This window comes from Corallococcus llansteffanensis, assembly GCF_003612055.1.
Lineage (GTDB): Bacteria > Myxococcota > Myxococcia > Myxococcales > Myxococcaceae > Corallococcus > Corallococcus llansteffanensis.
On record NZ_RAWB01000032.1, the window covers coordinates 19,372 to 33,767 of the forward strand.

General features: G+C 72.5%; 12 protein-coding genes. 1 reads left to right on the top strand and 11 read right to left on the bottom strand.

Going from position 1 to position 14,396, the window contains the following annotated elements; translation table 11 throughout:
• Window positions 1-5 precede the first annotated feature (5 nt).
• The 11 genes from D7V93_RS05120 to D7V93_RS05170 all read right to left on the bottom strand — a co-directional run bounded on the left by D7V93_RS05120 (window position 6) and on the right by D7V93_RS05170 (window position 12,507).
• Window positions 6-593, bottom strand: a complete 588-nt coding sequence (locus tag D7V93_RS05120) for a P-loop nucleotide/nucleoside kinase family protein (RefSeq protein WP_147451046.1) — start codon at window positions 591-593, stop codon at window positions 6-8.
• Complete coding sequence (locus D7V93_RS05125; protein WP_120642287.1) at window positions 590-1,441, bottom strand: inositol monophosphatase family protein; 852 nt, start codon at window positions 1,439-1,441, stop codon at window positions 590-592. Before D7V93_RS05125 ends, D7V93_RS05120 begins: the two co-directional genes overlap by 4 nt.
• On the bottom strand, window positions 1,431-2,102 hold the full coding sequence (locus tag D7V93_RS05130) for a D-sedoheptulose-7-phosphate isomerase (protein WP_208722922.1): 672 nt from the start codon (window positions 2,100-2,102) through the stop codon (window positions 1,431-1,433). Before D7V93_RS05130 ends, D7V93_RS05125 begins: the two co-directional genes overlap by 11 nt.
• Window positions 2,087-2,677 carry a D-glycero-alpha-D-manno-heptose-1,7-bisphosphate 7-phosphatase gene (locus tag D7V93_RS05135; protein WP_120642288.1) on the bottom strand — a complete coding sequence of 197 codons (591 nt, stop codon included), beginning with the start codon at window positions 2,675-2,677 and terminating at the stop codon, window positions 2,087-2,089. The genes D7V93_RS05130 and D7V93_RS05135 overlap by 16 nt, the downstream gene beginning before the upstream one ends.
• Window positions 2,668-3,882: an FAD-dependent oxidoreductase gene (locus D7V93_RS05140; protein ID WP_120642289.1), complete on the bottom strand. Its 1,215-nt coding sequence runs from the start codon at window positions 3,880-3,882 to the stop codon at window positions 2,668-2,670. Before D7V93_RS05140 ends, D7V93_RS05135 begins: the two co-directional genes overlap by 10 nt.
• Window positions 3,883-3,885: 3 nt before the next feature.
• The gene (gene hldE, locus D7V93_RS05145) at window positions 3,886-5,394 is read right to left on the bottom strand and encodes a bifunctional D-glycero-beta-D-manno-heptose-7-phosphate kinase/D-glycero-beta-D-manno-heptose 1-phosphate adenylyltransferase HldE (protein WP_120642290.1); all 1,509 of its coding nucleotides are present in this window, start codon (window positions 5,392-5,394) and stop codon (window positions 3,886-3,888) included.
• Window positions 5,391-6,881 carry a hypothetical protein gene (locus D7V93_RS05150; RefSeq protein WP_120642291.1) on the bottom strand — a complete coding sequence of 497 codons (1,491 nt, stop codon included), beginning with the start codon at window positions 6,879-6,881 and terminating at the stop codon, window positions 5,391-5,393. The genes hldE and D7V93_RS05150 overlap by 4 nt, the downstream gene beginning before the upstream one ends.
• Before the next feature lie 192 nt (window positions 6,882-7,073).
• The gene (locus tag D7V93_RS05155) at window positions 7,074-7,481 is read right to left on the bottom strand and encodes an arsenate reductase ArsC (protein WP_120642292.1); all 408 of its coding nucleotides are present in this window, start codon (window positions 7,479-7,481) and stop codon (window positions 7,074-7,076) included.
• 9 nt (window positions 7,482-7,490) lie between these two features.
• Window positions 7,491-8,582, bottom strand: coding sequence for an alpha/beta fold hydrolase (locus tag D7V93_RS05160; protein ID WP_120642293.1), 1,092 nt, complete (start codon window positions 8,580-8,582; stop codon window positions 7,491-7,493).
• On the bottom strand, window positions 8,572-10,113 hold the full coding sequence (locus D7V93_RS05165; protein ID WP_120642294.1) for an FAD-dependent oxidoreductase: 1,542 nt from the start codon (window positions 10,111-10,113) through the stop codon (window positions 8,572-8,574). Before D7V93_RS05165 ends, D7V93_RS05160 begins: the two co-directional genes overlap by 11 nt.
• Before the next feature lie 21 nt (window positions 10,114-10,134).
• On the bottom strand, window positions 10,135-12,507 hold the full coding sequence (locus D7V93_RS05170; protein WP_120642295.1) for a GMC family oxidoreductase N-terminal domain-containing protein: 2,373 nt from the start codon (window positions 12,505-12,507) through the stop codon (window positions 10,135-10,137).
• Between the two features lie 288 nt (window positions 12,508-12,795).
• On the opposite strand from D7V93_RS05170, the gene D7V93_RS05175 reads away from it, so the two are divergent.
• Window positions 12,796-14,396 (top strand): serine/threonine-protein kinase (locus tag D7V93_RS05175; protein WP_147451047.1); only part of this gene is annotated, 1,601 nt, incomplete at its 3' end.

Consider the following 14,396-nt stretch of genomic DNA (forward strand, 5'->3'; position numbering starts at 1 on the left):
ACTCCCTAGGGCGCGAGGACGTAGTCGAGCGCCCGCTGTGCGCAGGCCTCGGGGGTGTGGCGGAACCAGGTGTCGAGCACCCGGTGGGGCGAGGGCGGCGGCACGAAGCGCGCCTTGACGTCGAAGTACTCGGCCGGCGTCGTGCACCCGCCGCAGTAGCCGGCCGCGGCGCGGCGGCCCAGCAGCTCGCGCACCGCCTCGGGTGAATCGTCCGCGGGCCGCAGCCACAGCACCTTGAAGAGGACCTCCGGGTGCGGCGCCAGCACGGCCTTCAGGAAGTGCCAGCTCGAGGGCCGGGAGTAGGTGGAGACGACGACGAGCGAGCGCTTCGGTTGGGCGACCTCCAGGTGGACGCGCACCGCCTGGTGGAGCAGCTCGTAGGCCATCGCCATCCGGTTGAGGTTGCGCTGTCGCCCCGCGTCGCTCGTCCACCAGTCCGCTTCCGGCGGACCGATGCCCGCCTGGGCCAGCACGTCGACGTCCACGACGTGCGCGCCCAGTTCCCGGCCGACCAGCGCGGCCGTCTCGCTCTTGCCGGACAGCGGCCAGCCGCAGAGCACGGTGACGTGCGTCCTGTCCGCTGTCCTGCTCACGTCCCCCTCCGCGACAGGCCCGCGCCACGCAGGTGGCCGAGCAGCTCCTCGTGGAGGTGCCCGTTGGAGAAGAGCAGCTCCGTGCAGTGCGCAAGGGAGTGGGGCGTTCCGTCGAAGCACGTCACCTGCCCTCCGGCCTCCTCGACGAGGCCGATGGACGGCAGGTGGTCCCAGGGCTTGTTGCCGATGGCGACGATGGCATCCACGCTCACCGGGAGGTGGGCGCCCCGCACCAGCCGGGTGCCGGCCCAGCAGAAGGCGCCGAAGTTGCGGATCCGCGTGACGGCCGCCACCAGCGGAGGGTGGTAGAGGGCGCCCACCGTGGGCGTCGTTCCGTCGAACGCGATGGAGGCCTTCGCCAGCTCCCGCACCGGCGAGACGCGCAGCCGCAGCTCCGTGTCCCCGCGCAGCACCACGTAGGCCCCGGCGCCGCGCCGGCTCACGTGGAGGCCCGAACCGCCGAGCCGCTCCTCGGAGGGCAGGAAGATGACGGCCTCCTCCACGCGACCTCCCACCACGCTTGCGAACTGGAGGCCGAAGAGCGGGGCGCCGAGCAGCAGGCTGTTCGTCCCATCCACCAGGTCCACCGCGATGCAGTCCCCGCCCGGCGGCCACCGGGACATCCCCTCCTCGTTGAGGGGAAGGCCCGCGTAGCGGCGCGAGAGGAAGCCGGACGTGCGCTCGCGCAGCTCGTCGATGACGCCGTACACCAGGTTCCCATCCGCCTTCGCGCTTGGAGCCCCGAGCGACCCCTCCAGGAGCCGCGACCAGAGGGGCGCGAGCTCCACGGCGAGGAACTTCCAGAGCGAGCGCGTCTCGATACCGCTGTCCCGGGTGTCACTTCCCATGGCCCACGCCCCATCCCGCCGCGGCGGCCACCGGCTGGGCCACCACCAGCCCGCTCTCCACCAGCATGCACAGCAGGTGCGCGATGGTGATGTGGCACTCCTGGACGTGCTGCACGTTGGTGCTGGGCACGCGGACACAGACGTCCCCGAGTGCCAGCAGCCTGCCGCCGCCGCTGCCCGTGAGCGCCACCGTCCGCAGGCCCTGGAGCCGCGCGCAGCGGAAGGCGCGGACGACGTTCTCGGACTCGCCGCTGGTGCTGATGCCGATGAGCACGTCGCCGGGGCGGCCCAGCGCCTGCACCTGCCGTTCGAAGATGTGGCTGAAGCCGAAGTCGTTGGCGTGGGCGGTGATGAGGGATGTGTCCGTCGTCAGCGCGATGGCCGCGAGCCCCGGCCGTTCGAAGTCGTGGCTCAGCGCGCTGACGAACTCCGCCGCGAGGTGCTGGCAGTCGGCGGCGCTGCCCCCGTTGCCGCAGAGCAGCACCTTGCCTCCGGACCGCAGGGCCTGGGACAGCAGGCCCGCCGCCTGTTGGATCTCCCGCTCGCACTCCACCAGCAGCCGCTGCTTGACGTCGATGCTGCCCAGGACGTGCTGCCTCACGAGGCGGGTGCCCGCGTCGGTGCGGCCCTCCCCTGCTTCCAGCGTCAGCTCCAGTTCCATCTGCCCCCTCCGGTGGATGAGATGAGCCGCTGGACGAACTCCGCGGCGTGCAACAGGTCGTCAACGGCCCGGGTGGGCCGGGGCAGCCGCGCGAGGTCCACGCTGGCGCCGTGGCCCGTACGGACCAGGAAGCTCGTCGCGCCCAGGCCCTGGCCCCAGGCGACATCCGCGGGCTTGTCCCCCACCACGAAGCTGCGTGTGAGGTCGATGCCCAGCTCCGCCGCCGCCTGGAGTCCCAGCCCTGGCCTCGGCTTGCGGCACGCACAGCCGGCCTCGGGCAGGTGCGGACAGAAGTAGATGCCATCCAGGTGCAGGCCCTCCCGCGCGAGCAGCGCGCGCACCCGGTCATGGACCTCGTCGACCCGCCGCGCGTCGAAGTAGCCCCGCGCGACTCCGGACTGGTTGGTGACCAGGACCAGCCCGAACCCCAGCTCGCGGAGCCTTCGCAGGCCGCTGACGGACTGGGGGAGCAGCCGGACCTCCTCCACGTCGCGCAGGTAGCCCCGCTCCTCGATGAGCGTGCCGTCCCGGTCCAGGAGGACGAAGGGCCGCCCGGGGGAAGGACTCAGCACCATGCCCGCACCTCGTCCCAGGGAAGGGGCGCGAGCGCCGGACGGGGCCAGCCTTCCGTGCAGGGCATGGGACAACGACCGGGCCGCGTCCCACCGCGCGAAAGCTGCGCCTCCACCTGCTCCGCCACGCGCGGCGCGAAGGCCAGCTTGGTGGGCCACACCTGCGTCACGGCGCCCGCCTGCGCCAGCACCGGGCCATCCGGGCGCGTCCCCGAGGCGTGTTTCCCCTCCGCCCGGTCCACGGCGAGCACCGCGCCGGCACAGGCCGACAGGTCCACGCCGGGCAGCACTCGCGACAGCTCGTCCCGGGCCCGGCGCACCTGCGCCTCCGGCTCGCGGTCCACGCCGGACTCCGCCAGCTCCCCGCCCACGTACCAGACCGGCGTCCCCTGGGCGTCGTGGTGGCTGGTGACGGTGACGCGCGGCGAGGCCCCGGTCCCCAGCCAGTGCGCATAGAGCGCCGGCAGCGCGCCGCGCAGCATCACCATGGACAGGGGCCGCCGCTGCATCGGAGCGGTGCCCGAAGGCAGCAGCCGCCCCAGGGCCTCGTTGCCTGCCCCCGCGCACAGCACCACCCGCTCGCTGAGGATCCGCAGGCGCCGCCCATCGTTGGCGCGCACCTCCAGCCCGGTGACGTCCCCGGCGTCGTGGAGCAGCCGCGTCGCGCCCGGGTCCACCGCCAGCAGCGCCTCCGCATGCGCGCGGCCCAGCTCCGCGAGCACGGACCGCACGTCCACCACGGGCTCGTCGAGCTGATAGACGGCCCCGCGCGCGGAGGAGCCGAGCGCCTCGGCGAACGGCGCCGGGACCTGCCCGGGTCCGACGGGGGCCACCCGCCCCTGGAGCAGCCTGCTGGCGAGGAACCCGGCCAGCCGCGAGCCCGAGACCAGGTACTGGTGCGACGACAGGAGCCGGGCGCCGCGCAGGTCCGGCGCCTTCTCCCCCCGGAGACAGGCGCGCCAGAGGCCAGGCATGTGGGCCAGCGCGCGGCTCGCCTCCGACAGCGTCCCGGTGAGGGCGTACTTGAGCCCCCCATGGATGATGCCTTGCGAGGCGAGCGTCTGCCCCGACCCGAGCGCCCGGCCCTCGCACAGGACGGCGGAGTAGCCCCGCCCGCGCAGGTGCGCCAGCAGCCACAGCCCCGTGATGCCACCTCCCAGGATGGCGACGTCCGCGCGGATGTCTTCGATGAGGGCGCTCGCGGCCATGGCTCACCCCGGCCCCGCGGCGTCGGGGCCGCGCTTCGGTGCGCCGTTGCGCTCCTGGATGCGCGCCACCAGCCCCGTCGTCGAGCACCCCTCCACGTAGTCGAGGACGAGCACGCGCCCCCCCGCCTCCCGGACGCAGCGCTGGCCGGGGATCTGCTCGGGGCGGTAGTCGCCCCCTTTCACGAGGACGTCGGGGACGACGTTGCACACCAGCCGCTCCGGGGTGTCCTCACTGAAGGGGACCACCCAGTCCACCGCCGCGAGCCCGGCGAGCACGCGCATGCGTTGCGCCAGGGGGTTGAGCGGCCGGGCCGGGCCCTTCAGTCGGCGCACGGAGTCGTCGTCGTTGACCGCGATGATGAGCCGGTCCGCGAGCCCCGCCATCTGCTCCAGATAGGAGACGTGCCCGGCGTGCAGGATGTCGAAGCAGCCGAGCGTCAGGGCCACGGTCTCCCCGCGCGAGCGGGCGTCGCGCACGAGCTCCAGCAGGTGCGCCTCCGTGACGACGCCCCGCCCCGGCCCGCGAGGGCCCGCCACCGCCCGCCGCAGCTCCGGCAGGGTGGCGGCGGAGGTGCCGGGCCTGCCCACGACGAGGCCCGCCGCCACGTTGGCCAGCGTCACCCCTTCCGTCAGCGGAATGCCCGCCGCCAGCGCCGCCGCCAGCACCGCGATGACGGTGTCGCCCGCGCCGGTGACGTCCAGGACGGAGCGCGCGGTCGCAGGCAGATGCAGCGCGGGGTGGCCGTCGCGCAGCAGCGTCATGCCCTCCGCGCCCCGCGTGACGAGCAGGGCCGTCAGCGACAGCTCCCGCGCCAGCGCGAGCCCCCGGGCGGCCAGCACCGCGTCGTCCGCGCAGGGGCCCACCACGGCCTCGAACTCGCTCCGGTTGGGGACGAGCACCGTGGCCCCCGCGTAGCGCGAGAAGTCGCGGCCCTTCGGAGCGACGAGGACGGGGCATGAGGCCGCGCGGGCCGCCTGGATGAAGCGCAGGGGCTCCCGCAGCGTCCCCTTGCCGTAGTCGGACAACACGACGGCGCCCGCGTCCGCGAGCAGCGGGACGAGCAGCTCGAGGAGGCGCCCGTCGTGGCTCCCCGGCAGGCCGTCCTCGAAGTCCAGGCGGATCAGCTGCTGACGGGCGCCCAGGACCCGCAGCTTGGTGGTGGTGCGCACGCCAGGGGTCCGCAGGAGCCGGGTGCACACCCGGGCCTCCGCGAGCCGCTCGCCCAGCGCCTCCGCGGCGGCGTCCTCCCCGGTGACGCCCAGCACGGTGGCCCGGGCTCCCAGCGCCGCGACATTCACCGCGACGTTGGCGGCCCCACCCGGGCGGCACTCGTCCCGCTCCACGAGCACCACTGGCACCGGCGCCTCCGGGGACAGCCGTGACGCCGAGCCATGCCAGTAGCGATCCAACATCACATCCCCGGCCACCAGCACCCGGGCCGACTCCAGCGAGGCCAGCCGCTCCGCGAGCGTGTGGCCCGAAGGCAGGTCCACTTCCGGAGCGCGCCTCATGCCAGGCCTCCCGCGAGCGCGGTGGCGAAGGCCGCGCGGCCCCGCTGGAAGCGCGGCAGGTACACGTCCCGCAGGAAGGCGCGCGTGCCGGGCAGGTCGTCGCCCGGGGCTGGCGCCTGCTGGAAGGAGCCGTCGGCGGCGAAGTACTCGGGGACGAGCGGCGTCACGTCCTGGAACCCCGCGGCCTGGAGTGCCTCCGTCAGGCGGAGGTTGCAGGTGGAGATGCGGTCGCGGATGAGCTCCGGCCAGTGCCGCCACAGCGGCAGCTCGTCCCAGAGCGGGCGCAGGCGTTCGGAGAGGGCCAGGAGGTGCTCGGCGTGGGGGTAGAACTCCGCGAGCCTCCGGTAGCCCTCCTCGCGCGTGGCGCCTGCGTCGACGATGCCCTGGAGCAGGCCCCGGTAGAAGCCGAACAGGTCCTCGAAGTTGTCGCAGTCCTTGAGGACGAACGGGTCGACGGTGTCCGCCTTGAGCCGGGCCCGGACGTCGAAGAAGGCCGAGGCGAAGTCGCTGGCGTGGTCCTGGCGCAGCCCCTCTCCGGGCCGCAGCGTGCCCCGCCGGCGCTTGAGGCCATAGCGGAGGGTGCCCAGGCAGGAGAGCGCCTTGGAGCTGGCCAACGCCCTCCACGCGGTGCGCAGGAACACGTCCATGTAGACGCTGGAGTCCTTCGCGCCGCGCAGGTCATCCAGGCGGGACAGGCCGCGCATACCCTCGCGCGTGAAGACGAGCAGGTTGGGGTCCTTCACGTCGTACGCCGTCGCCGGGCCCGGCCCGTCCCGGGTGATGAGCGTCTCGTAGTAGTTGCCGGAGAACAGCTCCGGCGTGCCGTCCGGGAACACCCGCTGCTTCGCCCCCACGTTGAGGATGAGCTCGTGCGGCCCGACGTCGGGCTCCATCAGCCAGGGGAAGACATCGTAGGCGAGGACGATGTCCCCCGCGCACCACACGAGCGCGTCCCCGTCCCGCGCGCCGAGAGGCTCCGCGGCGCTCCTCACGGAGTGGAAGAAGGAGATTCGCTCCCGGTCCTCCGGAATGAACAGCAATTGCCCGGGCTCCTGGAGGACGTGCGCTTCGAGGAGGTAGTCGCGCATCACCTCCACCACCCGGCCCACCTCGGCGGAGCCATAGACGCTGACCTGCACGCCGCAGGTGGCGAAGTGGAGGATGGGGAACGCGATGACGGGAAGGGTGTCGAGCATCGGGTAGAGGAACTTCAGGTCATCGACGCCGCCCTCCACGGTCCGCTCCATGCGCGTCGCCGCGAGGCGCACGGGACTGCGCAGCGTGAGGCCCCGCTGCTGATCGCGCATCCGCTGGTGGGCCACGACGCGCTTCTCGACGACGCACGCCAGCGCGGCCTCCCGCGACGGGAAGAGCTCGTGGCTCGCCGAGATGGCGACGTGGCGCGCGGGCCGGAGGGCCCCCTGGAGGCTCGCGGGCGGCGCGCGCCCTTCAGCGCGAGGCCGTTTCAGCGTCGTCTGCGATTGCATGGCACACATCCAGGAGGTGGGGCCCCCGCGACCACCGGGGCCCGCCTCCCCACCCATGAGCAACCCCGATGCCATCCGATGGCAGTGCACGAAAGCGTCTGCTTTCGCGCACTTGGGTTTTGCAAGGCCATACGGGCACCGGGGCAGCGTCATGCCGCGACGCAGGCGCGTCTTGCGAAGACGCACCCCGCTTCAGACGCCGGGGAGCCAGCCCTCTCGCGTCAGCAACGCCATGACGCGGGAGCGCACGTCCTCGCGAATCTCGCGCACGCGCTCCACCGGCTTGCCCTTGGGGTCCTCCAGGGGCCAGTCGTCACGCTTCAGGCCCGGCACGTAGGGGCACGCGTCACCGCAGCCCATGGTGATGAGCCATTGCGCCCCCTGGGCCAGCCCGTCCGTGAGGCGCTGGGGCTTCGCGCCCGACAGGTCGAGGCCCACCTCCGCCATGGCGGCGTGCACCTCCGGATGGACGCGCTCGCCGGGCTGCGTGCCCGCGGACACGGCGCGTGCCTTGTCGGGGTGCACCAGCGCATTGAAGAACGCCGCCGCCATCTGCGAGCGGCCGGCGTTGTGGACGCAGGCGAAGATGACCGTGTGCATCAACGCACCTCAGCCTGCGCGGGGCTGGAACTCCAGCGCTTCGCGCAGCACCGGGTAGGTGTCCTCGGACGCGGTGCAGCCCATGAAGGTGTCCAGGTGGCCGCAGCCCGGCAGCACGTGGCGCCGGTAGTAGCGGTCCCCGTTCGCCTCGCGCAGCCACGCGTAGGTGCGCTCCGTGGACGTGGGCAGGTAGGTGCGGTTCTTCTCACCGGCGATGAACGTGATGGGGCGCTTGAAGGGCGCCGGATCCAGGTAGTCCGGCGGCCGGGCCTGGCCGTAGCGCTGGAGGTTGCCCGCGCGGCCGTGGTCGTAGCGCACCGCATGCCCGGCCCGCGCCATCTGCGCCAGGTGGCGGAACGTCGTCATGTTGCAGCGGCCGAACTGCTCCTCCAGCCGCGCGTGCGTCTCCCGGTTGAGCCGCGCATGCCGGTACAGCGGCCCGTACATGAACGACAGCCGGTGGCACACGGGGCTGTCGCACTCCATGCGCAGGAAGCTGGAGACCTTGCTGAAGGCCAGCTGGAACAGCGGCGTGCGCGACGCCTCGTCCGGCGTGAGCGAGTCCAGCCCCACGTCCAGCAGCTCCGCCACCCGCAGCATCGACTTGACGCGCGTGGCCTTGGGCACGTCGTGGTGCAGCGCCACCTGCGAGGCCACCACGCTGCGCACGTCCGGCAGGTGCCCGGCCGCGAGCGACATGAAGAACGCCGCCGAACCCGCGCAGTGCACCACCGCCTGCACCGAGTCCGCGCCGGTGATCTCCCGCACGCGCCGCACCGCCGCCGGCATGTCGTGGTCCGCCGCGTCGTCCAGCGAGAACTGGCGCAGGGGCAATTGCACGCTGGCGCGCCAGTCCAGGAGCCACGTGTCGTAGCCGTGGCGCACCAGGTACTGCACGAAGTTCTCCTTCAGCGTGGGCAGCATGAACATGCCGCTCCACACGCCCGCGCCGTGCACCAGCAGCACCGGCCCCTTCGTGCCGCCCACGTAGCGGGTGAGCCGCAAGGGGACGCCGTCCCCCGCGAGGAAGTCGTACCGCTCCACCGCCGGGAGCCCGCCCCGCGTCACGTCCTGGGAGAATGCACGTTGCTCAGAAGCCATGGGCCACCGCCTCCGCGATGCGCTCGGACACCGCGCTGATGGTCATCACCGGATGGAAACCAATCGACGTGGGGATGACGGAGCCATCCGCCACGAACAGGCCAGGGTAGTTGAACACCTCGCCCTGCGGGGACACGACGCCGCGCTCGGGCGACTCCGCCACGTGCGCCCCGCCCAGCGAGTGCACCGTGAAGGGCTTGCGGAACAGCTCCCACGTGACGAGCGGCGCGAAGGTGCCGCCGTACTGCGACGCCAGCTCCCGCATGGCGCCCGTCATCCGCGCCACCAGCTCCGCGTTCTCCCCCGCGTAGTCCCACTCCACGTCCAGGTGGTCGCCCTTGAGCCCCATGCGCCCGTTGGCGTTGTCCTGGCCGATGGCGAACAGGTTGCTGGAGCGCGCGGGGTCCACCGCGTTGCTCAGCGGCTTGTTGAACAGGCCCTTGGCGAAGGCGGTGTGCACGAGCGGGCCCAGCTTCGTCCACAGCGGCGCGGCGATGCCTCCCAGCAGGCCCAGCTTCGGCTGCCCCATGCCCGCGAGCACCGTCGTCGCCGGCTTGTTGAAGGTGGCCGTCACCATCGTGAAGCGCGGGGCCTGGTCGAAGAACTTCATCACCGTGGCCACGTCCGGGCCCACCCACGGGAGGATCTCCTCGCGGCTGCCCTGCAGCGAGCCCAGGAAGTCGCCGTTGCCGGAGTAGCCGTGCCCCAGCCGGTCGCTCAAGAGCGGCAGCGTGCGCGCCCGGTCGCGGCTTCGCAGGAGAATCTCCACCGTGCCCAGCGCCCCCGCGGACAGCACCACGCGAGCGCCCTCCACGGACGCCTTCGCGCCGGTGGCGAGGTCCTGGTAGTGCACCCGGTAGCCGCCCGCGACGCGCTGCACGTGGGACACCGACAGGCCCGGCCACACCGTGGCGCCCAGCGCCTCCGCGCGCGCCAGGTAGGTCAGGTCCAGCGTGTTCTTCGCGCCGTGCTGGCAGCCGAACTCGCACTCCGCGCAGAGCTGGCACACCTTGCGGCCCGGCGCGGAGGGCCGGGTCCAGGACACGGCCTCCGTGGGGTCGAACGTCGGCCGGCCCATGCGCCCGGCGGCCTGCTGGAACAGGTCGCGCTTGCGCAGGGGGATGGACGCGGGGAACGGCGCCACGTCCAGCTCGCGCGCGACCTTGTCGTAGTAGGGCTCCAGCGCCTCGCGGGTGAAGCCCTTCGGCCAGCGCGGGTGGTCGAAGACGATGGGGTCCGGCCGCACGTGCACGTTGGCGTAGATGAGCGAGCCGCCGCCCACGCCGCTCGCCGTCACCGTGCCGATGCCGGACAGGAAGCGCACGTCGAAGAGGCCCTTCGCCTGGGGCCGGGACGGCTGGCGCCAGAACACCTCATCCGCGCGCGTGACGTCGCGGGGGAACTGGCCGGGGGCATAGCGCCGGCCCCGCTCCAGCACCGCCACGGATTTGCCCGCCTGTGCGAGCCTGAGCGCGGTGATGGAACCCCCGAAGCCGGAGCCCACCACCACCACGTCGTACCGCGTCGCCATCCCCACGATGTGCCGTCCTCCCTAGTCGAACTTCGCGCGGGCGAAGACGTCCCAGAGCGTCCCCATGAACATGCCGCCAAACCGTCGCATCGCGTCCGCCCGCTTCAGCGGGGACGCCGTGCCCGTCACCGAGAACGTGGTGAGCTGCTGGAGGAAGTCCGGCAGGTGCAGGCGGATGATGCCGCTGGACACCACGGGCGCGGAGCGCTCGGTGCCCCGGCGCACCACGGTGTAGAGCGTGGACGTGTCGCTCCACACGTCGAAGCCCGCGTCGTCGCAGACCTCCTTGTAGCCATCCAGCAGGTACGGCTGGCCGTCCATGCCGGTGAAGGGCAGCAGGTACAGCATGCGCCGCTGATAGAAGCGCTCCGCGTCCACGAAGAGGTTGAAGACGCCGTTCTCCACCGCCGAGCCCCCGGGCGGCGTGAGGCCGTGCACGTGGACGGTGCCCTGCGCGATGCCGCCGTGCGACTCCTGCGCGAGGAAGCGGTCCAGGTTGGGCAGCGTGATGGTGACGACGAACTCCGCCACGTGTCCCGCGCGCTGGCCCGCGCGCGCCGCCCCCGCGAAGTCGTCCGCGGGCAGGTACGCCGGCTGGACGAAGCCCTTCATCCGCTCCGTGAAGCGCAGCCCCACCACCGGCGTGGGCGAGGCCACCGTGCCACCGGGGGGAATCACCACCGTGCCCAGCGGATCCGTCCCCGGCACCACGGGCGTGTGTGGCGGCTCCACCTCCACCGGCATCATCCGCATCGTCGTCTGCACGAAGCCCCGCGGCGCCGTGCGCGTCGGCTTCGCCGGGGTCCGCTCCGGGGCCATCCAGTCCGGGGCGTCCTGCACCTCGCGGATGACCTGCTCCACGTTGCGCTCGGCCACGGCCGCGATGCTGGAGGACGGGTTCACGCCGATGCCCACCGGCAGCGCCGCGCCGTCGAACACGTACAGGCCGGGGTAGCCGTGCACCTCCCCTTTCGGGGTGAGGACGCCGTACGCGGGCTCCTCCGCCATCATGCAGCCGCCCAGGTTGTGCACGGACACCGGCAGGTGCAGCCGCTCCCACAGCGGGTTGTAGGCCGCGCGCGTGCCCAGCGCCCGGGCCACGTCCTCGCAGAGCTGCTCCTGGGTGCGGTACAGCGGCAGGTTCGCGGGCACGTCCCACTGCGCCTGCAATTCGCGCGTGAGGGGCGACAGCGACAGCCGGCCGTTGGCCTTGTCGCGGCCCATGGCCAGGAACACCGCCTGGAAGCGGCCGCGCTCGTTCTCGATGGCGGCCAGGTCCTTGGTGCGCAGGCGCAGCGCCTTCACCAGCTCGCGCTGCAACAGGTCCGCCGGCAGGCTGAGCGCGTGGTCCGGATCCAGGGCGAGCATCAGCCCCGCCGCCTGCGCCGGGTGGCCGCCCTCCTGGAAGAGAAACCAGGTCTTGTCCTTGCCCGTCCCCTCCTCCACCACCATGCCGGTGGTGATGGTAGGGCCCACGGACGGATCCCACGGCTCCTTCGTGTCGAACGCGAACGCGAGGAAGTCCCCGTTGGCCGAGTAGTGCGAGCCCAGCCGCGCGCTCAGCTCCGGCAGCGTGCCCAGGACGTCGCGGTTTCTCAGCAGCAGCTCCGTGGTGTTCACCGCGCCCGCGCAGAGGAAGACGCGGCGCGCGTCCACGGTGCGCTGCATGCCGGCGGCCGCGTGGTCGGTGAAGGTGACGCGGTAGCCCGGCGACAGCGGCTCGATGCGCGTCACCTCCGCCTGCGTGGACACCTCCGCGCCCTGCTGTTCGGCGACGGCCAGGTAGTTGAGGTCCAGCGTGTTCTTCGCGCGGACGTTGCAGCCGATGTCGCACTCGCCGCAGTAGTTGCAGCCTTCCTGCTCCACGCCGAACTTGTTGGGCAGCGACTCGCCCGCGGGGGCGAAGCGCACGGCGAGGTTCGGGTGGAAGAACTGCGCCTCGCGGCCCAGCTTCTTCGCCACCTCCTGCATCCGCTTCGTCTTCGGCGGCAGGCCGCGCGCGGAGGCCGTGATGGGCTGCACGTCCAGCATGTGCGCGACCAGGTCGTAGTACGGATCCAACGCCGGGCGGCTGTAGCCCTCCGGCCACCCCGACGCGAACACCTCCGCCGGAGGACGCAGGTGCACGTTGGCGTAGATGAGCGAGCCGCCGCCGTACCCCGCGGACTGCACGATGCTCATCCCCTTGAGCAGCTTGATGTCGAAGAGGCCCTGCCGGTGCTGCCACAGCCAGCCGTTGCGAGGGTCCTCGAAGTCGCGCGGGAAGCTGCCCTTCGGGTAGCGCAGGCCGCGCTCGAGCACGCGCACGGAGAACCCCGCCTGCGCGAGCCGACAGGCCGTCACTGCGCCGCCAAACCCGGTGCCGATGACCAGGGCGTCGTATGCGGGTGCCATGTTCCCCCTCCGGGTGCGGTCCCCGGAAGCAGGGACCAGGAGCACGACCCGGGAGCGTCCTGGAAAGGACGTACCGATCCTACAACGGGGCGGCGACTTTTCCTTGAGGCCCGCCTTCCCGGCAGGTCGCTCTTTTCAGCCCAGGAGTCGCGCATTCCAGGAACAGCGTGGATCCGCGTGCCGTTGTGGCCAGCGTCGGCAAGCAGACGGCCAGCCTCGGGGCGGGTGGCCCGGGCGCGCGACGTTCCCCCGGGTCCGCGCTATTCTCGCCGGATAGCCGGACTTTCAATGAAAACTCGAAGAATTCCAGACACCGGGTCGCACCGCGCGCTGACCGAGCAGGAGATGCCGGCCCTGGCGCCGTTGGATCCGCTGGTGTCGGCGCAGCTGGGCGAGTTCGTCATCCAGGAGCGCATTGGCGCGGGCGGCATGGGCGTGGTGTACCGCGCGGTGCATCCGCTCATCGGCAAGCAGGCGGCCATCAAGGTGCTGCGGGCGGAGCTGATGTCGCCGGAGCAGGAGCAGCGGCTGCTGGTGGAGGCCCGCGCGGTGAACGCCATCCGGCACCCGGGCATCCTGGACATCTTCAACTTCGGCACGCTCCCGGACGGGCGTCCGTACGTGGTGATGGAGCTGCTCCAGGGCCGGCCGCTGGCGGACGTGCTGCACGTGCAGGGTCGGCTGGACGTGGCGATGACGGTCTGGATGCTGGATCAGATGTTGTCCGCGCTGGGGGCGGCGCACCGTGCGGGCGTGGTGCACCGGGACCTGAAGCCAGCGAACGTGTTCATGGTGGAGCTGCCGGACGCCGCGCCCACCCTGAAGCTGGTCGACTTCGGCATCGCGAAGGTGTTGCAGTCGAACGCCGGGCTGACGCGGACGGACGGCTCCGTGCTGGGCACGCCGGACTTCATGGCGCCGGAGCAGATCCGCGGAGGCACCATCGGTCCGGCGACGGACCTCTACGCCGTGGGGGTCCTCGCGTTCCAGATGCTCACCGGCGTGCGGCCCTTCCAGGGCGAGAACGTGCAGGTGATGTTCGCCCACGTGGAGCAGGCACCGCCCCGGCCCTCATCGAAGGTGGAGGGCATTCCGCCCGCGCTTGACGCGCTGGTGCTCCAGTTGCTGGAGAAGGATCCCGCGCGGCGTCCGGCCTCCGCCGAAGCGGTGCGCCAGCAACTCCAGACCCTGTCGCAGGAGCTGTTGCTGAAGAAGCCCACGGGCACGACAGGGCTCCGCACGGCGATGAAGCCCGAGGGTGAAGCGCCGACGTCCCCTTCCGCGGTCCGGGTCCCGGGGTTCCTGACGGTTCGCCGGAAGGCAGCGCCGCTCGTGCTGGGAGCGGTCGCGGCGCTGGTGCTGCTGGGAGTGGGCTTCGGGTGGTTGAACCGCGAGCGGGAAGCGACGCCGGTCCTGGATCAGCGGAGGCCCATGCCGGTCGCGCCCGTGCTGCCAACGCGGCCTCCGGACGTCGCGCCCCCCAAGGCAACGGAGGGCACGTCCCCGGTGACGGCGGGCGACCAGGACAGGCCCACCGGGGCCACTCCCACGGTTGTTGCCGAGGACGACGCGGACACGACTTCGGGGAGCGAGGTGAAGGCGTCGGGGCTGGCGGCGTTGCCGCTCGGTTCGCCGTCGGAGAAGCGGCTCGCGCGGAGACTGGCCGGGCTGTTCAAGCAGCTGCGTGCGCGGGCGAAGGACGTGGATGCGGAAGGCGAGCTGCGGGGCAAGCTGGTGCAGCAGTACCGCGCGGCCGCGGATGCCACCACGGAGCCCGAGCGCGCACGCATCCACCTGGGGCTCGACGCCTGGGAGAAGGTGCTGGCCGAGCGCATCGCCCGGCACGACGCGCCGCCCCCGCCCGTCGTCCAGCCGGTGGTGGCCCCCCG